This window comes from Pedococcus sp., assembly GCF_036000045.1.
Lineage (GTDB): Bacteria > Actinomycetota > Actinomycetes > Actinomycetales > Dermatophilaceae > Pedococcus.
Genome location: NZ_DASYGF010000069.1, coordinates 24278 through 47197, shown reverse-complemented (window position 1 = coordinate 47197; position 22920 = coordinate 24278). Strand labels below are relative to the sequence as shown.

Here is a 22920-nt window from a genome sequence, read left to right as displayed (position 1 = left end):
GGGCGACCCTAGCGAGGGACCTCGACCGTCCGCGCCACGAACCGGCGCAGCGCCTCGACCACGACGTCGGGGGCGTCGGTGTGCACCCAGTGCGACGCGCCCTTGACCGTTATCTGCCGCACTCTGGGGAACAGGGCGCGCATCGGCTCGATGTCCTCAGGCTGGATGTAGGGCGACTCGGCGCCGGCGACCCACAGCACAGGTCCGTCGAAGGGCGTCACCTCGCCGATCTCGATCGGCCAGTCCGCGATTGCCGAGGCACTCCCCCGTGCCGCGTCCGCGGCGACCAGCCCCAGGTTGGCCTGCCAGCGCCAGGACTCGCCGTCCCGACGCAGGTTCTGCAGCAGGAAGGCCTTGACCGCGGGGTTGGGCTCCTCGAACCGCGCCTCGGCGTCGGCCCGGGACCCCAGCTGTGCCAACGGCAGGCGCTGCATCTCCTCGATGTAGCCCATGAAGCGCTCGAGGTCGCCGTAGTGCTTCGGGGCGATGTCGACGACCACCAACCCCGCCACGAGCTCGGGATACCGCAGGGCCAGGAGCATGGCGGTCTTGCCCCCGAGCGAGTGACCGACCACGACCCAGCGAGCCTCACCGTCGATGCGGCGCAGGGTGTCGGCGACAGCCGCGGCATACCCCTCGAACGAGAACTCGCGGCTCCACGGCGACCGGCCGTGGTCCGGCAGGTCGACCAGCGTGCACCGCGCCCCCGAGCCGTCCGGGCCGGCGAGCGCCTTGGCGATCTGGGTCCAGTTGCGCCCCTGGCCGAACAGCCCGTGCAGGAAGGCGACCCGTGGGCCGCCGGTGCCGACCGAGAGGGTATGCAGACCGGCGCCGCCGCTCACCGGCCCAGGAACTTCTCGAAGCCCTTGGGCAGGTTCGCCGGGTCGAGGTCCGCCGGTAGGCCGTCCGCGGATCCCCCGCCGAACGCCGAGCCGGCCCCTGCGCCGGCTCCGCTGCGCGCGGCCCTGGCCTTCTCTGCGGCAGCGCGCTCCTCGGCGGCGCGCTTGGCCGGGTTGCCGGACTTGGACTTCTTGCCCTGGGGCTGCTGACGCCCCTTCTTGCCGCCCCCCATGCCCGGCATCCCCGGCATACCGGGGATGCCGCCCCCACGAGCGAGCTGCTTCATCATCTTCTGGGCCTCGGTGAAGCGCTCGAGCAACGCGTTGACCTCGGAGACCTGCACGCCAGAGCCTCGGGCGATGCGCGCCCGGCGGGATCCGTTGATCTGCTTGGAGTGGGTGCGCTCGAACGGCGTCATCGACCGCACCATCGCCTCGACCCGGTCGAACTCCTTGGGGTCGAGGTTGTCGAGCTGGGCCTTCATCTGGCCCATGCCCGGCATCATGCCGAGCATCGACTTCAGGCCGCCCATCTTCTTCAGGGCGGCCATCTGGCTGAGGAAGTCGTCGAAGGTGAACTCCTCCTCGGCCAGGAACTTGCGCTGCATCTCCTGCGCCTGGCGCGCGTCGAAGGCCTTCTCGGCCTGTTCGATGAGGGTGAGCACGTCACCCATGTCGAGGATGCGCGAGGCCATCCGGTCGGGGTGGAACACCTCGAAGTCCTGCACCCGCTCACCCGTCGAGGCGAACATGATGGGACGCCCGGTGATGGACGCGACCGACAGCGCCGCGCCACCGCGGGCGTCGCCGTCGAGCTTGGTCAGGACCACGCCGGTGAAGTCGACGCCCTCCTGGAAGGCCTGGGCCGTCTCGACCGCCGCCTGCCCGATCATCGCGTCGATGACGAAGAGGACCTCGTCGGGCTGGATCGCGGCCCGGATGTCGGCCGCCTGCTGCATGAGGTTCGCGTCGACGGCGAGGCGACCGGCCGTGTCGACGATCACTACGTCGTGCTGGGCGCGCCGAGCCTGCTCGATGCCGGCTCGGGAGACGGCGACCGGGTCGCCGAACGACCGGGTCCCCTCACCGGTGGCGCCGACCGCGTCGTGGCCGCCGATGTTGCCCTGCTCGGGCGCGAAGACGGGCACACCGGCGCGCTCGCCGACGACCTGGAGCTGGGTGACGGCGTTGGGACGCTGGAGGTCGGCCGCGACGAGGATCGGGGTGTGGCCCTCGTCCTTGAGCCGCTTGGCCAGCTTACCGGCGAGCGTCGTCTTGCCGGAGCCCTGCAGGCCGGCGAGCATGATGACGGTGGGCGGGTTCTTGGCGTGCTGGATGGTCCGTGTCTGGCCGCCGAGGATCGACACGAGCTCGTCGTTGACGATCTTGACGACCTGCTGAGCGGGGTTGAGGGCTCCGGACACCTCTGCGCCCAGCGCGCGCTCGCGCACCGCGGAGGTGAACTGCTTGACGACGGGCAGTGCGACATCGGCGTCGAGCAGCGCGAGCCGGATGTCGCGGACCGTGCTGTTGACGTCGTGCTCGCTGAGCCGCCCCTTCCCTCGCAGGTTCTTGAAGGTGGCGGTCAGGCGGTCGGAGAGTGACGTGAACACGGCCCCAAGGCTAATCGTTCGCGGCGGGTCCCACCGACCGGGCACCGCCCGAGGAGCAGTAGGCGTGGGTCAGCCGGGCGGGTTGCCGTCGCAGGTGTCGATGACGACGGACACGGTCTGGGCGACCTTGGCCGGCGACAGCAGGCGACCACCGAACTCGGTGACATAGAACGTGTCGAGGGTCTGACCGGCATAGGTGGCGATGTGCGCGGAGCGCACCGACAGGCCCGCCTTCGCGAACGCCAGGCCCAGCTCGTGCAGCAGCCCGGGCCGGTCCTGCGCCCGCACCTCGATGACCGTCGCCTCCTCAGAGGCGCGCGGCACGACGAGGGCGCGGGCCTGGCCGGGGGAACCCGAGGACGCCCGCGCGCTGGGTTGCCCTGCGAACTGCCGCCGCCGCTCCAGCAGGCCCAACGGCGCGCGGTCGCCCTGCGCGAGCCGCTCGAGACCGCGGACGATCCGCTGCTCGTCCGGCGGCTCACCGCTGGGAGTCTCCACGTGCCATTCGTTGGCCGCCACCCCGTCGAGGGTGCGCAGGATCGCGGTGCGCACGACCATGCCGTATGCCGCCAGCAGCCCGGCGGTGTCGGCGAACAGTCCCAGCCGGTCGCGGTCGAAGACGTCGATGCGGTACGACCCGCCCTGGGGGCGGACGACGACCCGGGGCTCGCCCGAGGCGACGGACTCGAGGTCGGCCTCGGAGACCGTCGCGGCCTCGGACGGCGGGGCGACGGTCCCCTCCTCCCAGCCGCGGCGGGTCGCCTCGGCGAGCTGACCCAACAGGGTCGCTCGCCAGTCCGTCCACGCCTGAGGCCCCGCCGCGCTCGCGTCGGCCTCGGTCAGTGCCAGCAGCAGGTCGAACACCTCACGAGAGCCGCCCGCTGCGGCCCGCGCCGCCGTGACGGTTCCCGGGTCCTGGTGGTCCCGCCGGGTCGCCAGGTCGATGAGGGTCAGGTGCTCCCGGACGAGGAGCTCGATCGTGGCCACGTCCTGCTCGGGGTAGCCCAGCCTCGTGGCCATGGCCGCCGCCACGGGCGCCCCGGCAGCGGAGTGGTCGTGCGCGTCGCGCACCTTGCCGATGTCGTGCAGCAGAGCCCCCAGCAGCAGCAGGTCCGCACGGTGCACCCCCCGGACGAGGCCTCCGGCCAGCACCACCGTCTCGATCAGGTGCCGGTCGACCGTGTGCCGGTGCACCGCGTTGCGCTGCGGGCGCGAGCGGACGGCGGCCCACTCGGGGAACCAGCGGTCGATGACGCCCGCCTGGTCCAGCCCCTCCCATACACCCACCAGGCCGGGTCCGGTGGCGAGCAGGTCAGCGAACAGGTCTCGCGCGATGACCGGCCAGGGGCTCGTCAGCTGGGGGGCCTGGGCCGCGAGGTTGGCAAGAGTCGTGGGGGCGATGGGCAGGTTGTTCCTCGCGGCGACGACGGCCGCGCGCAACGGCAGCAGCGGGTCGGTGGCGAGTGCGTTGCGTGGCCCGAGCACCACCTCCCCGTCGTGCTCGTACATGCCGAACCCGAGCGGGTTGAGCTGGGGGCGGCGGGGTCCGACCCGCAGGGTACGGGCCCGCTGGGACTGGCCGGCCCGGCGAACCGTCCCGTCGATCGCGTAGGCGATCGTGCGAGCCGCGTTGGAGACATCGATGAGCAGCTCGTCGGCGTCGTCGTGCCCGAGCAGCGCCGCGACGCCGTCGTGGTCCTCGCGGGTGAGCCGGTCGCGGCCCTTGCCGGTCACGACGTGCACGGCGTCGCGGACGTCCAGCAGGATCCGGTGCGCCTCGTCCACCTCGCCGTGCGGGCGGTCGGTGAGCCACGCTGCCACGAGGGCGTTGAGCACCGTCATGTCCCGCAGGCCGCCGTGGGCCTCCTTGAGATCGGGTTCGATGCTCTGGGCGAGGTCGCCGTGCCGGGCGTGACGGGCACGAAGCCCGTCGACCAGCTGCGGCAGCCGCTTGCGCGCGTTGGCCCGCCAGTCGTGCGCCACGGTGGAGCGCGCGGCGGCGACGACCTCCGCGTCCCCGGCCACGCGGTCGAGGTCGAGCAGTCCCACCGCGGCGGTGAGGTCACCGGCGGCCACCGTGCGGCACTGGCTCACGGTGCGCACGGAGTGGTCGAGCCGGACGCCGGCGTCCCAGACGGGGTACCAGATCCGGTCGGCCAGCTCCCGCAGGTCCTCTCCCCCGACGGAGCGTCCGTAGTGCAGCAGGACCAGGTCGACATCGCTGAGCGGGCCGGCATCGCCTCGGGCGAGACTGCCCACTGCCGCCAGCGCCAGCCCCTCGGAGGAGCGGCCGTCCAGCGCGGCCTCCCAGACCTGGCCAAGCCAGGTGCGCGTGAGGCTGCCCATGGCGTCCCGGCGCGTCGGGCCGGCTCCCGGGGCGTCGAAGCCCCTGGCCCCGGCCAGGTCGAGCCGGCGTGCTGCCAGGTCGGCGTGCTCGATCGTCATACCCCAGAGCCTGCCCCTTCGAGGTTTCGAACGACGCCCGTTCGTGTTACGCCCGTGTTAGCGCGCGGCGCGGCATACGGCAGAGGCGCCCGCACCTGGTCGGTGCGGGCGCCTCTGGTCGTGCTGTGGGCGCTATGTCCGTGGCGCTACGGCCGCCACGTTTCTGGGTGCTGCCGGTGGACGGTGTCGGGCCGCGCTCAGAGCGCGTCCACCCCACGCTCGCCGGTGCGTACCCTGATCACCTCGTCGACGGGGACGGTCCAGATCTTCCCGTCGCCGATGCGGCCCGTCTGCGCGGCCTTGAGGACCACGTCGGCGACCGACGCGGCGTCCATGTCGTCGACGAGCACCTCGACCCGCACCTTCGGCACGAAGTCGACGGTGTACTCGGCGCCGCGGTAGACCTCGCTGTGACCGCGCTGCCGGCCGTAGCCGCTCACCTCGCTGACGGTCATGCCCGAGATGCCGTAGGCCTCCAGGGCCTCCTTCACCTCGTCGAGCTGGTGTGGCTTGATGATGGCGGTCACGAGCTTCATGCTGGTGCTCCCTCTTTGGTCTTGGTCGAGGCCGTCGTGGACAGGGCCGAGCCGGAGCCAAAGCGTCCGCCGCTGAGGCCACTGAGATCGTAGGCCGTCTCGGCGTGCTCGGAGAGGTCGACGCCCTGGGCCTCGTCGGCCTCGTCGACCCGGAAGCCCATGGTCTTGTGAATCGCCAGACCGATCAGGTAGGTCACCACGAACGAGAAGATGAGGACGGTGAACGCGCCCTCGGCCTGCGCTCCCAGCTGGGACAGCCCGCCGCCGTAGAACAGGCCCTCGTTGACGGCCAGGCCGGCCGCGCCAGTCGGGCTGCCCTTGGTGGCCAGGAGGCCGATGAGCAGGGTGCCGATGAGACCACCGACGAGGTGGACGCCCACCACGTCGAGGCTGTCGTCGAAGCCGAAGCGGAACTTCAGACCGACGGCCAGGGCACACCCGGCACCGGCGGCGAGGCCCACGATGAGGGCGCCGATCGGTGAGACTGTCGCACAGGCCGGGGTGATCGCGACCAGCCCCGCGACGATGCCCGAGGCGGCGCCGAGCGAGGTGAAGTGGCCGTCGCGCAGCTTCTCCACGAGCAGCCAGCCCAGCATCGCCGTGCAGGTGGCGGCCAGAGTGTTGACCCAGACGCCTGCGGCCTGGGCGCCGGCGCCGAGGGCCGAGCCCGCGTTGAAGCCGAACCAGCCGAACCACAGGATGCCCGCGCCGATCATGACCAGGGTCAGGTTGTGCGGACGCATGGGCTCCTTGGCGAACCCGATGCGCTTGCCGAGCACCAGCGCGAGGGCGAGCCCCGCCGCACCGGCGTTGATGTGGATCGCGGTTCCACCGGCGAAGTCGTAGGCACCCGCACCTCCGAGGAACAGGCCGCCTGCCTTGTTGGCGATCCACCCGCCCGTCTGGGCCGCGTAGCCGCTGAAGGCGAACACCCAGTGGGCTGCCGGGAAGTAGACCAAGGTGGCCCAGATGACCGTGAAGACGGTCCAGGCGCTGAACTTGGCGCGGTCGGCGATGGCGCCTGAGACCAGGGCCACCGCGATGATCGCGAAGACCACCTGGAACGCCACGAAGGCCGGCCCGGGTATGCCGCCCGCTGCGGCGGCGGTCTTGGTGGCCGGGACGAAACCGTAGATGGCGTTCAGGACTCCCTTGAGCCCGAAGTGGGCGAACGGGTTACCGATCAGGCCGCCACCCACGTCGGGCCCGAAGGACTCGCTGTAGCCCCAGAGGATCCAGGCAGTGCCGACCGTGCCCATGGTGATGAAGCTCATCATCATCATGTTCAGCACGCTCTTGGTCCGGACCATGCCGCCGTAGAAGAGGGCGAGGCCGGGGGTCATGAACAACACGAGGGCCGCCGCAGCGAGGACCCAGGCGGTGTTCCCGCTGTCGATGAACGGCGTGTCGGCCGTCGCGAGAGTAATAGCGCTCATGCGAAGACTGTGCCGTCGCGGCATTTCGCACAGCGCCGCGTTGTGTTACGGGCGTGTTAGCGAGACCTCACAGCGGTAAGGATCAGGTTTCGAGAACCGCCGGGTCTCACATCCTGGACGCAGCCGTCCCGATGGGCGGCATGGCGGGGTCAGGCGAGGATCGCGTCGACGAACGCCTCTGGGTCGAACGGCGCCAGGTCGTCCGGGCCTTCCCCCAGACCCACGAGCTTGACCGGCACCCCGAGCTTGCGTTGCACGGAGACGACGATGCCGCCCTTGGCCGTCCCGTCGAGCTTGGTCAGAACGATGCCGGTGACGTTGACGACCTCCGCGAACACCTCGGCCTGCCGCAGGCCGTTCTGGCCGGTCGTCGCGTCCAGGACGAGCAGTACCTCGTCGATCGGGCTCTGCTTCTCGATGACACGCTTCACCTTGCCGAGCTCGTCCATCAGGCCGACCTTGTTGTGCAGCCGGCCGGCCGTGTCGACCAGCACGACGTCGGCCTCCAGCTCGGCGCCGGCCTTGACCGCGTCGAACGCCACCGCCGCGGGGTCCGCGCCGTCGCGGTCCGAGCGCACGGTGGGCACTCCGACCCGGCTCCCCCACGTCTCCAGCTGGTCCGCAGCGGCGGCGCGGAAGGTGTCGGCAGCACCGAGGACCACGTCCTTGTCCTGCGCGACCAGCACTCGGGCGAGCTTGCCCACCGTCGTGGTCTTGCCAGTGCCGTTGACGCCGACGACGAGGACGACGGCCGGGCGGCCGTCAACGCGGGAGTCGGCCAGCGAACGGTCCAGGGTCGGGTCGACGAGGGCGAGCAGGTCCTCACGCAGCCAGCCGCGGACCACCGACTCGTCGGTCGTCCCCTCCACCGCGACCCGGGAGCGCAGCTTGTCGACCAGCTCGGTGCTGGCCTCGACACCGAGGTCCGAGGCGATGAGGGTGTCCTCGACCTCTTCCCAGGCCTCCTCGTCCAGCCCGCCGCGCGACAGAAGGGCGAGCAGGCCGTGACCGAGGACGGTGTTCGAGCGGGCCAACCGGGCCCGCAGCCGCTGGAGCCTGCCTGCCGGGGACTCCGGGCGCTCCGGGGTCGGCGTCGGCGCGAGCTCGGGGAGCCCTGCCTCCGGGGGCAGCGTGTCGACCGACCGCGCGTCCTGCACGGGCCGTTTCGGCGCGTCGCGGGGGGGCTCGGCGTCGTCTCCGACCCCAGGGAGCACGTCCGGGCGGCGTGGTGCGGGCGCGTCCTTCTTGGCCCCCCCACGGCCGCGCAGCAGCCCGACGAGCACGCCTCCGAGGACGACCAGCAGGCCGACGGCGATGACAACGAGTTCCCACAGCTGATGGATCACGGGCGCCATCCTCTCATTCACCCCAGGGCTGGCTCAGGCGGCGTTGCACTGCGCGCAGGGTGGGAATCTGCGGTCTCGGACGCCGCCGAGACCCCCGGTTGTCCCCCTCGCGGGTCAGAGGGACGAGCGGTTTGGGTGGTGCGGGAGCTTGCGGGTCAGCTGGCCCGGTCGTGGGGCACGTCGTCCGCTTCGCTCACGCCGTCCGCTTCGCTCACGGAGCTGGTCCGCGCCTCGGCGATCGTGTCGGCGACCTTGTCCTTGGCCGAGGTCAGCGCCTCGCCGGTGCGGTCGAGTGTCGACTCGGTGCGCTCCTTGACCGTGGCCACGAGCTCCTCGCCCTGGGGCGTGAGCAGCTCACGACCCTCGCGGCGGGCCGGGACGGCGACGAGCCCGACGACGGCGACCGCCAGTCCGACACAGATCAGCATCCCGACAATGAGCACGACCATGGGTCTAGGGTGCCCTGCCGCGCGGTCAATGCTCAAATCGACCCGCCGCGCGTGCGACGGCAGCCGCGACCTCAGGCGAGAGGTCAGGCGCTCTGCGCCGCGACGTCGCGGATGCGCTGGGAGACCACCGTCGTCACGCCGTCCCCGCGCATGGAGACGCCGTAGAGCGCGTCGGCGACCTCCATGGTGCGCTTCTGGTGGGTGATGACAATGAGCTGGCTGGAGTCGCGCAGCTCCTCGAACAGCGTGATGAGCCGCCCGAGGTTGGCATCGTCGAGCGCTGCCTCGACCTCGTCCATGATGTAGAACGGGCTCGGTCGCGCCTTGAAGATCGACACCAGCAGAGCGACCGCGACCAGCGACCGCTCGCCGCCGGACAGCAGCGAGAGCCTCTTGATCTTCTTGCCCGGCGGCCGGGCCTCGACCTCGATGCCTGTGGTGAGCATGTTGTCGGGGTCGGTGAGGGTCAGGCGGCCCTCGCCGCCGGGGAACAGCCTGCTGAAGACGCCCTCGAACTGCGCGGCGGTGTCATGGAACGCCTCTGTGAAGACGCGCTCGACCCGCTCGTCGACCTCGCGGACGATGTCGAGCAGGTCGCGCTTGGACTTCTTGAGGTCCTCCAGCTGCTCGGTGAGGAACTTGTGGCGCTCCTCGAGAGCCGCGAACTCCTCGAGGGCCAGCGGGTTGACCCGGCCCAGGGCGCTCAGCGCGCGCTCGGCCTTGCGCAGCCGCTTCTCCTGCACGTCGCGGACATAGGGGGCCGGGTCGGGGATCGTCTCGGGGTCGTCGTCGGGACCCGCCACGAACGGCACGAGCTGATGCGGCCCGAAGTCCTCCATGAGCACCTCGGGCGCGATGCCGAGCTCGTCGACCGCCTTGGCCTGCATGGCCTCGATGCGCAGGCGCTGCTGGGTGCGGGCGACCTCGTCGCGGTGGACGGTGTCGGTGAGCTCACGTAGCTCGTCCTGGAGCACCGCTGACTCGCGACGCACCTGGGTGAGTGCCTGGTCGCGCTCGGCGCGCTCGCGCTCGGCGCTGGTCCGCTGGTCGGCCGCGATCTCGAGGGTGCCGCTCACCAGGCTCACGGCGTATGCCGCGCCGCGCCGAACCGCCTCGGCCACCTCGGCCTCGCGCTGGCGGCGCTGCTGGCGGGCGGCCAGCCGCTGTCGAGCCGCAAGCTCGTTGCGCGCGGCCCCATCGAGGGAGTCGGCCCGTCCCTTGAGGGCGCGAGCGCGCTCCTCCTTGGTCCGCAGGGTGAGGCGCAGCTCGGTCTCGGCAGCGCGAGCGCGACGAGCGTCCTGCTCGAGCCGGTCGCGCTCCTCGGTGCTGGGCTCCTCGGCCTCGGAGGGCTCGCTGCTGGCCTCGTCGAGACGCTCGGTGAGCGAGGCCAGCTCAGCTCGGTCGGACTCGAGAGCCGCCTCGGCGTCGGCGATCGCCTTGTGGGTGCGCTCCACCTCGGCCTTCGCGGAGCGGGCCGTGGCTCCGAGCTGGCCGAGCCGCTCTGCGACCGCCGCCATCCTGGCGTCGGACTCGTGCAGCGCCTCCAGGGCCGCCTCGACCTCGTCGGTCGCGACGGTGTGCCGCTCCAGTGCCGCACTCAGCGCGAAGCGGGCCTGCTCACCACGGCGAGTGGCCTCGGCGACGCGCTCGCGGGTCTCGTCGACCGCCGACTGGATCTCGATCAGGCTGGGAGCGTGGCTGCTGCCGCCGCGCACGAAGCCCGGTGCGAAGACGTCGCCCTCGCTGGTCACCGCAGTGACACCGTGACCCTGGGAGACCAGGTCAGCCGCGGTGGTGGCGTCGGCGACGAGCGCGACCCGGTCGAGGAGCTGCTCGACCGCAGGTCGCACGGAGGCCGGGGCCTGCACGACGTCCCGGGCCCACACGGCCGCGCCATCGAGCGCCGGCCAGGTCGACGGGTCGCTCGAGACCGCGCTCTGGCCGACGAGGAACGCTGCCCGTCCGGCGTCCTGCTCGCGCAGCGTGGTCAGTGCCTCGGCCGCGTGTCCCACCGACTCGACCACGAGGGCGTCCCCGGCCCACCCCAGCGCGGCGGCGACGGCCGCCTCGTGACCGCCCTGCACCTGCAGCAGGGCCGCGACGGACCCGACGATCCCGTGCCGCGACTCGGCCGCCGCCAGCAGCGTGGCCGCGCCATCCTTGCGGGACAGGCTCAGCTCCAGGGCCTCGAGCCGGGCGCCGGCGGTGGTGCGGTCGCGCTCGGCGGCACGCTCGTCCTCGCGGAGGCGCTCGACCTCGGCCTCGAGCCGTTCGAGGACCGCAGCGGCCCGCTCGTAGGCGGAGTCCAGATCCTCCTCGCCCTCCTCGTCCACGGCGACCGAGGCCTCGAGACCGGTGAACTCCCGTTCGGCGGCGGCCGCACGTTCCTGCGACTGGGCCGCGATCCCGCGCAGCCGACCGATCTCGGCCTCGCCCGCCTCGATGCGGCTCCTGCGGGCGCCGACCTGACCGGCCAGCTTGGCGAGCCCCTCGCGACGGTCGGCCGCAGCCCGGACCAGACGCTGCAGACGCTGCTGCTCGGCGGCATACGCCTGCTCCGTTGCCTCGCGGGCCGCGACCGCCGCCTCGAGAGCGGCTTTGGCCTCGCGCACCTCGGCGAGCAGCGCCTCCTCCTGGGCGCGCGCTTCCGCGGCCTGGGCGCGCAGCTCCTCGGGGTCACGCCCTGTGGTCTGCTCGTCGGCCGTGTCCTGGGTCAGGAGGCGCACGCGCTCGGCGGCGAGCGACTCGGTGGAGGTGAGCTTGTCGCGCAGCTGCTGAGCCCGGAACCAACGGTCCTGCGCCCGGGCGAGCTCGGGGGCGGCATCCTCGGCCCGCTGCTCGAGCGCGGCGAGCCGGCTGCGCACCGCGGCAAGGCTCTCTTCGACCTCCGTGCGCTTGGCCACCAGGGCCGTCTCGTCGGCGACCTCCTGCTCCAGCGTCGACGTGAGCTGCACGAGGTCGTCGGCAAGCAGCCTGAGCCGGGCGTCCCGGGCGTCGGCCTGGATCACCGCCGCCTTGCGAGCCGCCTCGGCCTGACGCCCCAGCGGACCGAGCTGGCGGCGGATCTCACCCGTGAGGTCGTTGACCCGCAGGAGGTTGGCCTCCATCGTCTCCAGCTTGCGCAGCGCCCGTTCCTTACGCTTGCGGTGCTTGAGGACCCCGGCAGCCTCCTCGATGAAGCCACGGCGCTCCTCGGGCGTGGCCCGCAGTACGGTGTCGAGCTGGCCCTGGCCCACGATGACGTGCATCTCGCGGCCGATGCCGGAGTCGGACAGCAGCTCCTGGACGTCGAGCAGCCGGCAGGCGGTGCCGTTGATGGCGTACTCGGAGCCGCCGTTGCGGAACATGGTCCGCGCGATCGTCACCTCGGTGTAGTCGATCGGCAGCGCGCCGTCGGAGTTGTCGATGGTCAGTGACACCTCGGCGCGGCCCAGCGGTGCGCGGCCCGCGGTGCCGGCGAAGATGACGTCCTCCATCTTGCCGCCGCGCAGCGACTTGGCACCCTGCTCGCCCATCACCCAGGCCAGCGCGTCGACGACGTTGGACTTGCCGGAGCCGTTGGGCCCGACGATGCAGGTCACGCCCGGCTCGAGCCGCATCGTGGTCGCCGAGGCGAAGGACTTGAAGCCCTTCAGGGTGAGGCTCTTGACGTACACGAGCGGTCTCGGCTCCTCGGATGCGGGTGGCGTGGATCGCGGCTCACTGTACCGGCGGGGTGGCGGCCGGTCGTGGCGCTCGCGGCCGCCACGCCGCGGCAGGGAACGGGTGTGGCCGGTGTGACAGCAGAGGTATGCCGCGGAGCTGGGCCGCGCGGGGGACCGGCGGCGGCGGTCAGCGTTGGGCGATGGCCTCGTGGTGGTGGATGACCTCGGCGATGACGAAGTTGAGGAACTTCTCGGCGAATGTCGGGTCCAGCCCCGACTCACGCGCCAACGCGCGCAGGCGGGCCACCTGGACCTCCTCGCGCGCGGGGTCCGCCGGCGGCAGACCCTCGCGGGCCTTGAGCTCGCCCACCCGCTGGGTGCACGTGAACCGCTCGGCGAGCAGGTGGATCAGGGCCGCGTCGATGTTGTCGATGCTGGCGCGCAGGCGCAGCAGCTCAGGCGGTGCCTGGGTGGGTGTCTGACGGGGCGTCTCGGACGGAGTCTCCGGCGAGCTCTCCAGCGGGGTCTCGGGCGGGGTCACCCGGCAATCGTAGGCATCCCCGCGCCGACGACGTCGGGCTGTCTCAGGTCTTCGCGAAGCTGGTCGTTGTCACGTTGCAGACGCTCGACCAGGTGTTCGAGGTCGGCCACCCGCCGGCGCAGCTCGAGTGTCTCGAGCATCAGTCGCGGGTCGTTCACGGGGCGATAGCCCACGAGGGCCTTGGCCATGTCGACTCCCTTTCCGCCGGCGAGGAGGTGCGCGCCACGCGTGGCCCAGAGCGGGCCTCTCTCAGGGTGACAGCCATGACGTACACGGGTCAATGGCAGAGGTCGTGGCCGACGGTCGCGGCCATGGGTGAGGTGGCTACTTCTCGATGAAGCCCCTCAGATCCTCTCGTGGTGGGCCCCACGTCGTGGCACAGGTCTCCACCTGGCCGGGGCGCAGGTGTCGCGAGGGCTTCTCCTCGAGCAGCTCCATGAGCTGGCGGATCTTGCCGGCCTCTCCCTGAGCGACGACCTCGACACGGCCGTCACCCGCGTTGCGGGCATGACCGACGAGGCCCAGCTCGAGCGCTCGGGCCCGGGTCCACCAGCGAAATCCCACGCCCTGCACGCGACCGTGCACCCAGATGACCGCCCGCGCGGAACCGTTCTCGTCCATCAGCCTCACCTCTTCTCCAGTTGTACAGCGCGAGGACTGGCGCTGTCAGTTCCCCGCGCCGCGGGCGCGAGGTCGCGGCTGGCACCGGGGGCAGCTGTAGGACGAGCGGTTCATGAAGGCCTCGCGCCGGATCAGTGTCCCGCACCGAGCGCAGGGCCGGCCCTCCTGGCCGTAGGCGTGCAGGGACCGGTCGAAGTACCCCGAGGCGCCGTTGACGTTGACGTAGAGCGCGTCGAAGCTCGTGCCGCCCTGGCCGAGCGCCTCGAGCATGACGTCGCGGGCGTGGTCGAGCAGGCGCGACAGGGCCGGTCTGGTCAGAGCCGAGCAGAGGCGCTCGCCGTGGATCTGCGCCCGCCACAGCGCTTCGTCGGCGTAGATGTTGCCGACCCCGGAGACGAGCGTCTGGTCAAGCAGCGCACGTTTGACCGCAGAGTCACGCGCCTTCATCCGGCGCACGACGAGTGCCTGGTCGAAGGCCGGCTCCAACGGGTCGGCGGCGATGTGCGCGATCGCGTCGGGCACCAGCTCGTCGGTCAGCTCGGAGAGCGCCAGGCCGCCGAACGTGCGCTGGTCGACGAAGCGCAGCTCGGTGCCGCCGTCCGCGAAGAGGAACCGCGCATGCAGATGCTTCTCGTCCGGGGCGCCAGGCTCCTCGACGAGCAGCTGACCGCTCATCCCGAGGTGCGCGAGCAGCGCCTGACGCTCGCCGTCCGGCGAGGCGAGCACCAGCCAGAGGTACTTGCCGCGGCGGCGGGCGGACTCCACGTGGGTGCCCGCGATCCGGGCGGCGAGGTCGGCCGGTCCGGGCAGGTGCCGGCGGGCCACCCTGGCCCCGCGCAGCTCCGCGGACTCGATGATGCGTCCGACCACATGGCCGGCCAGGCCGCGCCGGACGACCTCGACCTCGGGCAGCTCAGGCAAGGGTCGGCTCCGTCATCGGTATGCCGCGCGCTCGCCTACGACGGCGAGCCGGCAGGCAGGTCGGCGGCCTCGTCCTCGTCCTCGACGACGGCGAGGCCTGCCGCGGGACGACCGTCAGCGTGGGTCTGCGAGTGGGCCACGAGACCATCTCCGTCGGCCGCGGCGGCGGCGGCCGTCAGAGCCCTCCAGGCGACCTCGGCCGCCCGCTGCTCGGCTTCCTTCTTGGAGCGACCCGACCCGGCACCCAACACCTGCTCGCCCACCACGGCCTGGGCGTGGAAGGTCTTCTGGTGGTCGGGGCCCTCCTCGTCCACGCGGTACTCGGGCACACCGGCGCTCGACGCTGCGGCCAGCTCCTGCAGGCTCGTCTTCCAGTCCAGCCCAGCACCCATGGTGGCCGACTGGGCCATTAGCGGGTCGAGCAGGTGATGCACCAGGGCGGCAGCGGCAGGCATCCCCGAGGAGAGGTAGACCGTCCCGATCACCGCCTCCATCGTGTCGGCGAGGATCGAGGCCTTGTCTCGCCCGCCGGTGCTCTCCTCGCCGCGGCCCAGGAGCAGGTGCTCGCCCAGACCGAGGGTGCGCGCGACCTCGGCGAGAGCACGCATGTTGACGACGGCGGCGCGCAGCTTCGCGAGCTGCCCCTCGGGCAGGTCCGGATGCGCGGCATACAGGGTGTCGGTGACCACGAGCCCGAGGACCGAGTCGCCGAGGAACTCCAGGCGCTCGTTGTTGGGCAGGCCGCCGTTCTCGTACGCGTACGAGCGGTGCGTCAGGGCACGCAGAAGCAGCGGCTCGTCGACCGGCGCGCCGGACACCTCGGCGAGGTGCTCGGCGAACCCGTCGACGGGCCGCTGGGCCGCATCGTCCTGGGACGAGCCCGCGGACTCAGGGGAGCTCACGCGCGGGACAGGGCGCGTCAGCCCTGGTGCTCGGTGCGCTCGGCCGGCGTGTAGTGACGGCCCTTGTAGGTGCCGCAGGACGGGCACGCCATGTGGGGCTGGGTCGGCGCCTTGCACTGGGGGCACGTGGTGAGCGTGGTCGCCGTCGTCTTCCAGTTCGCACGACGCGAACGGGTGTTGGAGCGCGACGTCTTCCGCTTCGGGACAGCCACGTCAGTTCCTCTTCTCTTCGGTGTCAGTGGTCAGCGCCTGGAGCGCGGCCCACCTGGGGTCGATCACTTCGTGGTGGTGCTCAGGGTCGTCGGCCAGGCGTGCTCCACACTCGGAGCACAGCCCTGGACAGTCGTCCTGGCAGACCGGCTGGAACGGCAGCGATGGCACCACTGCGTCCCGGAGCACGGGTTCGAGGTCGAACAGGTCGCCCTCGAGGGTGTGCTCCTCCTCCGTCTCTGCGTCGTCGGCGCCCACCTCGCGGTGGTGCGCCGCACGATCGGCGTAGGCGAACAGCTCCTGGAACACCCCGTCGACCTCGAGGTCGACGGGCTCCAGGCACCGCACGCAGGCGCCGGTTGCCGTGGCACGGGCCGAGCCGGTGACCAGCACTCCCTCGACGACGGACTCGAGCCGCAGGTCCAGCTCGATCGGTGCGCCCTGCGGCACCCCGATGACGTCCGTGCCGAAGTCGGCCGGCGCCTCGACGGTCCGCTGCAACCGCTCCATCGAACCGGGTCGCCGACCGAGGCTCTTGGTGTCGAACACCAAGGGCGATCGGGGGTCGAGATGGTTCATGGCTCCAGCAGACGTCGAGTGGGTCGGCCTGGGCACCCCGACGAGCCCGACGGGCACGACGGGGAGTAGACCGACGCACGAGGCTACCCGAGCGCCGCCCTCACTCCCAAATGCAGCCCATGCCGCACCCCGTCACCGGTCGGACCAGGCCCCGGCCAGCGCATCTCGGACGCGGTCGCTGACCAGTCCGGAGACGTCCCCGCCGTAGCGGGCAACCTCCTTGACCAGCGAGCTCGAGATGTGTTCGAACCGCGGGTCGCCGGGCAGGAAGACCGTCTCCACGCCGGTGAGGTGACGGTTCATCAGGGCCATGGGCAGCTCGTAGGCGAAGTCCGTCCCGCCGCGCAGGCCCTTGACGATCGCCGACGCCCCGACGTCGCGGCATACGTCCACGAGGAGCCGGTTCGCGAACAGCTCCACGCGCACGTTCGCGAGGTCGCCGCAGGTGTCGAGGATCAGGTCGCGCCGCTCGTCCGGGGTGAACGTGCCGTGCTTGGCCGGGTTGTGCAGGACGGCGACGACGACCTCGTCGTAGAGTGCGGCAGCGCGCCGGATGACATCAGCGTGGCCGAGCGTGACGGGGTCATAGGAGCCGGGACATACGCACCGTCTGGTCACAGCGGCAACCTAGCAGCGTGCGTGTCCACGGCCGCCCAGGCGCGACAGCGCGCTACTTCTCCTCGTCCTCGGCGGGCGTCAGGTTGCCCACGGCCAGCCACGCGGCCCAGCTCGAGGCGGAGCCGTCCCACCCATCGGACGGTGCGTTTGTCCCCTGAGCCGCACTAGGCCACGGTGGAGAGGTCCTGCACTCCATCGGAAGGAGAGCCATGCTCACCCTCACCGAGAACGCCAGCACGATCGTCAAGACCCTCGTCGACCAGAACCTGCCGACCGAGGACGCTGGGCTGCGGTTCAGCCAGGAGTCCGGCCAGGAGTCCGCCCTGACCGTCACCACCGCCGAGCAGGCCGAGCCAGGCGACGAGGTGGTCGAGAAGAACGGCGCCAAGGTCTTCCTCGACGAGACCGCCGCCGTGGCGCTGGGCGACCAGGTGCTCGACGCCGAGGTCGACGACACCGGTTCGGTCCAGTTCAGCATCCTGCCGGCGACACCTGCCGCTCCCTGAGCGACACGACCGACGCAGCCCACGTGCTGCCCCGCGACCCGACAGCCCTCGGCCGTCGGGTCGCGGCGTGTCTGAGCCCGTGGCCGGGCCGTCGGTCACGCCACGACGTCGGGTGTGCGCGGGCCGGCGAACCAGATCCTGGTCTCGCCGTACCGTCGCTCGTCCTCGCGTTCCCAGTCCCCCGGCCAGCGCGGCTCCGGCGAGCGGGACGACCGCTCCACCACGACGAGGGCGTCGGGGTGCAGCCACCCCCGCTCGTGCAGTAGCCCCAGGTCGGCCGCGAGCGCGTCCTCGTCGAGGTCGTACGGCGGGTCGCTGAACACCAGCGTGCATGGCTGGGACGGCGGCGTGGCCAGCACCCGCTGCACGGTGGCCTGGCGCACCGACACCCCCGGTATGCCGAGTGCTCCTGCGTTCTGGGAGGTCACCCTGGCGGCCCGCTTGTCCGCCTCGACGAGCAGGACCGACTGCGCACCGCGGCTGGCCGCTTCGAGGCCGAGCGCACCGGACCCGGCATACAGGTCGAGCACGTGGGCCCCCAGGAGGACATCGAGGTGCTCCAGTCGCGAGAACAACGCCTCCCGCACCCGGTCGCTGGTGGGCCGGGTGCCCGAGCCGGGCGGTGTCGAGAGCCGCAACCCGCCCGCTCGCCCACTGATGATCCGCGTCACGGCGGCAAGGTAGCAGCGGTCCTCACCCGGGGCCCCCACCCATGGCCACCGTCCTCACGGAGCGGGTCTCAGGGGGCGTGGACTGCCGGGTCGTCGCGCAGGACGTCGAGCAGGAGGGCCAGCACGGCGTCCGGCCTCTCCAGCGAGGGCAGGTGACCGGCCCAGTCGAGCTCCACGTGCTCGGCGCCCGGGACCTCCTCGGCCAGGTGCCTGGCGATGGCGCGGAAGTGGCCCAGGTCCTGGCCACCCGACACCACCAGCGTGTCGACCGTGAGCGCCGACGGGTCGACGTCGATCCGTCGCGCCGACGGCGGCGGGTCCTGACGCTCGGCGGCGAGCTGGACGTCGTACGCATGCCGCTGCATGGCGGCGACGAGGTCACGGACCTCGGGGTCGGCCTCCGGGCCCACCCACGTGGCCACCGTGAGCTCCACCGCCGCGTCGAGGTCGCCGCTTCCGAGCAGCCGGCCCTCCTGCGCGGCATACGTCTCCAGCGCCTCCGCGTCCTCCTCGGACGGCTGCAGACCGCGGAACGCCGGGCACAGCAGCACCAGGGACGACACGCGGCCGGGATGGGCCGTCGCGAGCTCCATGGCGACGCGACCTCCGTAGGACGAGCCGACCACGGACGCACTGCCGACCCCCAGGGAGTCCAGGAGAACGTCGAGGTCGTCGGCGTCGGCATACTCCACCCCCGGTTGTGCCGAGTCGCCGAACCCACGCAGGTCTGGGCGGATCACGCGGAACGTGTGGCTCAGTATGGGGACGAGGGGGTCCCACATCCTCCGGTCGGCGACCCCCGCGTGCAGGAGCAGGACCGGGTCGCCGGCGCCGGAGTCGTCATACGCGAGGATCACCCGCCGAGCGTACGGTCCGAGGCCGCGCGCTGTGAACGCGTCAGCCGCGCTCGAGGAACGCCGCCTGCTCGTCGCGGCGCTCGGCGACGGCCGCGGCGAGCTCGGGGTGGGCCTCAAGGTCGGGGTCGGCGGCCACCAGGGTCGCAGCGTCCTCCCGCGCCTGCAGGATGAGCTCCTCGTCTCGCAGCAGGGACAGGAAGCGGAAGCTGCCCCGGCCCATGCTCTTGGTGAGCTGGCCGCTACCGCTCTGGCGGCCGCTGAGCAGGTCGCCGGTGCCGCGCAGCTCGAGGTCGAGCTGGGCCAGGGCGAACCCGTCGGTCGTGCTCGCGACGGCGTCGAGGCGCTCTCGTGCACCGCCCTCTGCGTCGGCACCCGTCATGAGCAGGCACAGGCCGGGGTGCCCGCCCCGGCCCACACGACCGCGCAGCTGGTGGAGCTGGGAGACACCGAAACGGTCTGCGTCCATGACCACCATGACGGTGGCGTTGGCCACGTCGACGCCGACCTCGATGACCGTGGTCGAGACGAGCACGCCTGTCTCGCCTCGGGTGAACCGCGCCATCGCGGCGTCCTTCTCCTCGGCAGGCATCCGGCCGTGCAGGACGTCGATGCTGATGCCGTGCAGGGCGGGGTCGGAGCGGAGCTGTTCGGCGACCGCGAGCGCGCTCGCCCAGGTGCGCGGCAGGGCCTGCTCGCCCGCCCCCTCCCCCTCCCGACCGAGGGCACCATCCTCGTCGCGGGTCTCGTCGACCCTCTCGTCCATGGCGTCGTCGCCCGCGTTTCCCGCCGGGCGCGGCACGTCCGCCACCTCCTCGTCGGACACCCCACCACGGGCGTCCTCGGCGTCCCCGATGCGTGGGCACACGACATACGCCTGCCGACCGGACCTGACCTCCTCGGCGACCCGGTGCCAGGTGCGCTCGACCCAACGGGGGTTGTCCGTGGGCACGACGTGGGTGGTGATCGGGGCTCTGCCGCGGGGCAGCTCGGTCAGTGTCGAGGTCTCCATGTCGCCGAACACGGTCATCGTCACGGTGCGCGGGATCGGGGTGGCAGTCATCACGAGGACGTGCGGAGGCTGCCTCGCCTTGTCGCGCAGGGCATCTCGCTGCTCCACCCCGAACCGGTGCTGCTCGTCGACGACCACGAGCGCGAGGTCGAAGAACTGGACGTGCTCCTGGATGAGGGCATGCGTGCCGATGACGATGCCGGCGTCGCCACTGGCCACCTCGAGCAGCGAGCGCTTGCGAGTGGCCGCCGACTGGCTGCCCGTCAGGAGGGCGACCCGCGTGCCGATGTCGCTGCCGCCGAGCATGCCGCCCTCGGCCAGCTCGCCGAGCATCGCGGTGATCGAGCGGAAGTGCTGTGCCGCAAGGACTTCCGTGGGCGCGAGCAAGGCGGCTTGGCCGCCCGCGTCGACGGCGGCGAGCATGGCGCGCAGCGCGATGACGGTCTTGCCGGATCCGACCTCACCCTGCAGGAGGCGGTTCATCGGGGTATCGCCGGCCATCTCCCGCGCCAGCGTGGCGCCGACGTCTCGCTGCCCGGCGGTGAGCTCGAAGGGCAGCCGCGCGTCGAAGGCGTCGAGCAGACCCCCGGCTGAGGGCGTGCGGGCGACCGCGGTGTGCTCGCGCGCCAGCCAAGCGCGACGCTGCGCCAGCAGCGTCTGCAGGACGAGAGCCTCCTCGTAGCGCATCCGATAACGGGCACGCTGAACCTGCGCCATCTCGGTGGGGACGTGGATGCCCCGCATCGCCTCGAGGCGCCCCGGCAGCCCATGCCGCCCACGCAGCGCGCTCGGCACCGGGTCGGGCAGGTCGTCCAGCTGGTCGAGGGTCAGCCGCACGCACTCGGCAACAGCCCAGTTCTGCATGCCCTTGACCTGGAGATAGACCGGGATCGGCCCCCGGTCCGTGGCCGCCTCACCCAGCCCCCCGTGCATGAGCTGGTATGCCGGGTGCGCCAGCTGCCAGCGTCCGCGGTACATGCCCACCGTGCCGGCGAACAACGCCGTGGTGCCGGGCACCAGGGCGTCGCGGTGGCCCCACGACTTGAAGAACACCAGGTCCACCTCGTGGGCGCCGTCGGTGATCGTCACCGTGAGCATCTCGCCGCGGCGGTTCTTCATGGACCGCGTCGTCGCGGTCTTCACCGTCGCCACCGCGACGACGTACATGCCGACGTGCAGCGTCCCGAGGTCGGCACTGTGCTCCAGATAGCGCCGCGGCCAGAACTCGAGCAGGTCGGCCACGACCTCGATCCCCCGGTGCCTCGCCAGCTTCGGGGCCGCCGTCGAGACGATGCGCGAGAGCTTGGTGGACAGCGTGACGACGTCGGCCACGCCTACTCGACTCCCACCAGGACGGGGTAGTGCGGCTGACCGCCCTCGATCACGGTGACGTCGACGTCACGGTGGGACCGGCGGACGGCGTCGGCGATGGCCTCCCCCAGCCCCTCGGCCGCCTCCGCCCCGACGACGACCGTGACGAGCTCGCCGCCGCCGGTGAGCAGCCGCTCGACCACGGAGGTCGCGACAGCAGACTGGTCGTCCCCCACCAGCACCACGTCTCCGGCGACCGCGCCGAGCACGTCACCCTCGTGACACGGCCCGGCACTGGTCAGCGCGTCCTTACCGGCGACTGCGACGGCGCCGTGCCGGGTCGCGGCGGCGGCCGCGCTCATGGCCGAGCCGTTGCGCGCACCCGAGGCGGCGGGGTCGAAGACGGCGACCGCCGCCAGACCTTGCACGGCGGTGCGGGAGCCGACCACGTGCACGGTGAGCCCGTCCTGCTCGGCTGCGCGAGCGGCCGCCTCTGCGGCCATCACGGTGTCGCCGTCGTTGGGCAGCATCACCACCTCGGCGGCCTGGGTGGCGCGCGCGGCGTCGAGCAGCTGGCCGGCGGAGGCGCGGCGCCCCGGACCGCTGAGCACCACCACCGCACCCGCCTGGCGGAAGACGTCGGCCAGCCCGGGACCCGCCGCGCAGGCGACCACGGCCACTCCTCCGGCCGGCTGGGGCTGCCCGAGCTGGTCGGCGAAGTGAGTGACCCGGATGCGGTAGGGACGTCCGGCGAGCAGACCCGCCTCGATCGCCGCCCCCACGTCGTCGACGTGCACGTGGACGTTCCACAGCTCGGGCCCACCGACGACCAGGAGCGAGTCTCCGAGCCCGTCGAGGGTGTCGCGCAGCGAGGCCGCCCGCTGCTCGTCGCTGTCGCGCAGGAGGTACATGACCTCGTATGCCGGGCCGGCCGGGTCGAGGTCCGCGCCCGCAGGCGAGCCACCGGTGGCGCCCCTCGGCTCGACCACGCCACCGACCTGGCTCCACTCCGCGCGGCGCCGCATCGAGTCCTCGTGGGCGAACGGCTCCAGCCGCTCACCGACCGGAGCCTCGTCCTGGTGCACCACGCGCGCCAGGGCCTCCAGAAGCAGCAGGTATCCAGCGGCCCCGGCGTCGACGACGCCGGCCCTCGCGAGCGCCGGCAGCTGGGCGGTGGTCGCCTGCAGCGCCTCCGCGGCGGCGTCGAGGGCGGTCTCCACGACGGCCACCAACCCGCGGTCGACAGCGGCGGCGCCCGCCTCGGCAGCGGCTCTGGCGACGGTGAGGATGGTGCCCTCGGCCGGCCGGGTCACGCTGTCGTACGCCCGCTGGCTGGCCCGCCCCATGCCCTCGGCGATGGTGCGCACGTCCGCCAGCTCCCCACCGGCCTCCTCGATCGCCTCAGCGAAGCCCCTGACGAGCTGGCTGAAGATGACCCCGGAGTTGCCCCGCGCGGTGAGCAGCAGCGACGAGGCCAGGGCCGAGCACTCCTGCGCGAGCGTGGCCTCCCCGAGGACCCCGGCCCTCTCGTGCTCGGTCCGCACGGCGTCGAGGGCGGCGTCGAGACTGAGGTAGAGGTTGGTGCCGGTGTCGCCGTCGGGGACGGGGTAGACGTTGAGCGCGTCGATCTCGGCCCGCCTGGCGGCGAAGGCGGCCCGCGTGAGCACCGCCCAGCGCCGGGCATCGGCGGCAGACAGAGCTTCGAGCACGGTGGCAGGCTAGTGCCCGCCGGTGTCAGCAGGCCGGAAGCGGCTCATTTTGGCCGTTACCCCTCCCCTCGGCTACTCTTGACCGGTTCCCGTGAACCTCTCCGTCGCTGGCTCGCGCCCGACGCCAGGTGAGCAGGTCCACCCCCAAGTTTGTAAC

At 72.2% G+C, this 22920-nt stretch carries 21 protein-coding genes; 1 reads left to right on the top strand and 20 read right to left on the bottom strand.

From position 1 onward, the window contains the following. Nucleotides 1-8: 8 nt before the first annotated feature. The 16 genes from VGN50_RS10685 to coaD form a co-directional block, all read right to left on the bottom strand. Nucleotides 9-842, bottom strand: coding sequence for an alpha/beta hydrolase (locus tag VGN50_RS10685; protein WP_327444747.1), 834 nt, complete (start codon nucleotides 840-842; stop codon nucleotides 9-11). Then, nucleotides 839-2452 (bottom strand): signal recognition particle protein, encoded by a 1614-nt coding sequence (gene ffh, locus VGN50_RS10680; protein WP_327444746.1) that lies wholly within the window; start codon nucleotides 2450-2452, stop codon nucleotides 839-841. Before ffh ends, VGN50_RS10685 begins: the two co-directional genes overlap by 4 nt. Nucleotides 2453-2521: 69 nt before the next feature. Further along, nucleotides 2522-4897 carry a [protein-PII] uridylyltransferase gene (locus VGN50_RS10675; protein WP_327444745.1) on the bottom strand — a complete coding sequence of 792 codons (2376 nt, stop codon included), beginning with the start codon at nucleotides 4895-4897 and terminating at the stop codon, nucleotides 2522-2524. 197 nt (nucleotides 4898-5094) lie between these two features. Further along, on the bottom strand, nucleotides 5095-5433 hold the full coding sequence (locus VGN50_RS10670; protein ID WP_327444744.1) for a P-II family nitrogen regulator: 339 nt from the start codon (nucleotides 5431-5433) through the stop codon (nucleotides 5095-5097). Next, nucleotides 5430-6869 (bottom strand): ammonium transporter, encoded by a 1440-nt coding sequence (locus tag VGN50_RS10665; RefSeq protein ID WP_327444743.1) that lies wholly within the window; start codon nucleotides 6867-6869, stop codon nucleotides 5430-5432. The genes VGN50_RS10670 and VGN50_RS10665 overlap by 4 nt, the downstream gene beginning before the upstream one ends. Before the next feature lie 149 nt (nucleotides 6870-7018). Beyond that, entirely contained in the window at nucleotides 7019-8224 is a 1206-nt protein-coding gene (gene ftsY / locus VGN50_RS10660; RefSeq protein WP_327444742.1) for a signal recognition particle-docking protein FtsY, read from the bottom strand. A 146-nt stretch (nucleotides 8225-8370) separates the two neighbouring features. Beyond that, on the bottom strand, nucleotides 8371-8664 hold the full coding sequence (locus VGN50_RS10655) for a hypothetical protein (RefSeq protein ID WP_327444741.1): 294 nt from the start codon (nucleotides 8662-8664) through the stop codon (nucleotides 8371-8373). An 83-nt stretch (nucleotides 8665-8747) separates the two neighbouring features. Continuing rightward, complete coding sequence (gene smc, locus VGN50_RS10650) at nucleotides 8748-12320, bottom strand: chromosome segregation protein SMC (RefSeq protein WP_327444740.1); 3573 nt, start codon at nucleotides 12318-12320, stop codon at nucleotides 8748-8750. 175 nt (nucleotides 12321-12495) lie between these two features. After that, nucleotides 12496-12828 (bottom strand): chorismate mutase, encoded by a 333-nt coding sequence (locus VGN50_RS10645; protein WP_327444756.1) that lies wholly within the window; start codon nucleotides 12826-12828, stop codon nucleotides 12496-12498. A gap of 17 nt (nucleotides 12829-12845) precedes the next feature. Continuing rightward, nucleotides 12846-13037: a hypothetical protein gene (locus tag VGN50_RS10640; protein ID WP_327444739.1), complete on the bottom strand. Its 192-nt coding sequence runs from the start codon at nucleotides 13035-13037 to the stop codon at nucleotides 12846-12848. A 136-nt stretch (nucleotides 13038-13173) separates the two neighbouring features. After that, nucleotides 13174-13470 (bottom strand): acylphosphatase, encoded by a 297-nt coding sequence (locus VGN50_RS10635; protein ID WP_327444738.1) that lies wholly within the window; start codon nucleotides 13468-13470, stop codon nucleotides 13174-13176. A gap of 45 nt (nucleotides 13471-13515) precedes the next feature. Next, a complete protein-coding gene (mutM, locus tag VGN50_RS10630) occupies nucleotides 13516-14391 on the bottom strand; it encodes a bifunctional DNA-formamidopyrimidine glycosylase/DNA-(apurinic or apyrimidinic site) lyase (RefSeq protein WP_327444737.1) in 876 nt (291 codons plus the stop codon). A 35-nt stretch (nucleotides 14392-14426) separates the two neighbouring features. Beyond that, on the bottom strand, nucleotides 14427-15293 hold the full coding sequence (rnc, locus tag VGN50_RS10625) for a ribonuclease III (RefSeq protein ID WP_327444736.1): 867 nt from the start codon (nucleotides 15291-15293) through the stop codon (nucleotides 14427-14429). A gap of 17 nt (nucleotides 15294-15310) precedes the next feature. Beyond that, the gene (gene rpmF / locus VGN50_RS10620) at nucleotides 15311-15505 is read right to left on the bottom strand and encodes a 50S ribosomal protein L32 (RefSeq protein WP_327444735.1); all 195 of its coding nucleotides are present in this window, start codon (nucleotides 15503-15505) and stop codon (nucleotides 15311-15313) included. Between the two features lies 1 nt (nucleotide 15506). Next, nucleotides 15507-16082 carry a YceD family protein gene (locus VGN50_RS10615; RefSeq protein WP_327444733.1) on the bottom strand — a complete coding sequence of 192 codons (576 nt, stop codon included), beginning with the start codon at nucleotides 16080-16082 and terminating at the stop codon, nucleotides 15507-15509. A gap of 132 nt (nucleotides 16083-16214) precedes the next feature. Next, on the bottom strand, nucleotides 16215-16700 hold the full coding sequence (coaD, locus tag VGN50_RS10610) for a pantetheine-phosphate adenylyltransferase (RefSeq protein ID WP_327444732.1): 486 nt from the start codon (nucleotides 16698-16700) through the stop codon (nucleotides 16215-16217). Nucleotides 16701-16909: 209 nt separating this feature from the next. On the opposite strand from coaD, the gene VGN50_RS10605 reads away from it, so the two are divergent. Continuing rightward, nucleotides 16910-17206 (top strand): Fe-S cluster assembly protein HesB, encoded by a 297-nt coding sequence (locus tag VGN50_RS10605; protein ID WP_327444731.1) that lies wholly within the window; start codon nucleotides 16910-16912, stop codon nucleotides 17204-17206. Nucleotides 17207-17301: 95 nt separating this feature from the next. Here VGN50_RS10605 and rsmD read toward each other — a convergent pair whose 3' ends face one another. The 4 genes from rsmD to VGN50_RS10585 all read right to left on the bottom strand — a co-directional run bounded on the left by rsmD (nucleotide 17302) and on the right by VGN50_RS10585 (nucleotide 22763). Then, a complete protein-coding gene (gene rsmD, locus VGN50_RS10600) occupies nucleotides 17302-17877 on the bottom strand; it encodes a 16S rRNA (guanine(966)-N(2))-methyltransferase RsmD (protein ID WP_327444730.1) in 576 nt (191 codons plus the stop codon). A gap of 68 nt (nucleotides 17878-17945) precedes the next feature. After that, a complete protein-coding gene (locus tag VGN50_RS10595) occupies nucleotides 17946-18734 on the bottom strand; it encodes an alpha/beta fold hydrolase (protein ID WP_327444729.1) in 789 nt (262 codons plus the stop codon). A 40-nt stretch (nucleotides 18735-18774) separates the two neighbouring features. Beyond that, a complete protein-coding gene (locus tag VGN50_RS10590) occupies nucleotides 18775-21075 on the bottom strand; it encodes an ATP-dependent DNA helicase RecG (protein WP_327444728.1) in 2301 nt (766 codons plus the stop codon). A 2-nt stretch (nucleotides 21076-21077) separates the two neighbouring features. Beyond that, nucleotides 21078-22763 (bottom strand): DAK2 domain-containing protein, encoded by a 1686-nt coding sequence (locus VGN50_RS10585; RefSeq protein WP_327444727.1) that lies wholly within the window; start codon nucleotides 22761-22763, stop codon nucleotides 21078-21080. Between the last annotated feature and the right edge of the window lie 157 nt (nucleotides 22764-22920).

Excerpts from the sequence above, each read along its gene's own strand:
- VGN50_RS10675 (WP_327444745.1), bottom strand. The coding sequence starts at position 4,897 with ATGACGATCGAGCACGCCGACCTGGCAGCACGCCGGCTCGACCTGGCC.
- VGN50_RS10670 (WP_327444744.1), bottom strand. The coding sequence starts at position 5,433 with ATGAAGCTCGTGACCGCCATCATCAAGCCACACCAGCTCGACGAGGTG.
- VGN50_RS10605 (WP_327444731.1), top strand. The coding sequence starts at position 16,910 with ATGCTCACCCTCACCGAGAACGCCAGCACGATCGTCAAGACCCTCGTC.
- VGN50_RS10615 (WP_327444733.1), bottom strand. The coding sequence starts at position 16,082 with ATGAACCATCTCGACCCCCGATCGCCCTTGGTGTTCGACACCAAGAGC.
- ftsY (WP_327444742.1), bottom strand. The coding sequence starts at position 8,224 with ATGGCGCCCGTGATCCATCAGCTGTGGGAACTCGTTGTCATCGCCGTC.
- VGN50_RS10635 (WP_327444738.1), bottom strand. The coding sequence starts at position 13,470 with ATGGACGAGAACGGTTCCGCGCGGGCGGTCATCTGGGTGCACGGTCGC.
- VGN50_RS10640 (WP_327444739.1), bottom strand. The coding sequence starts at position 13,037 with ATGGCCAAGGCCCTCGTGGGCTATCGCCCCGTGAACGACCCGCGACTG.
- VGN50_RS10655 (WP_327444741.1), bottom strand. The coding sequence starts at position 8,664 with ATGGTCGTGCTCATTGTCGGGATGCTGATCTGTGTCGGACTGGCGGTC.
- VGN50_RS10665 (WP_327444743.1), bottom strand. The coding sequence starts at position 6,869 with ATGAGCGCTATTACTCTCGCGACGGCCGACACGCCGTTCATCGACAGC.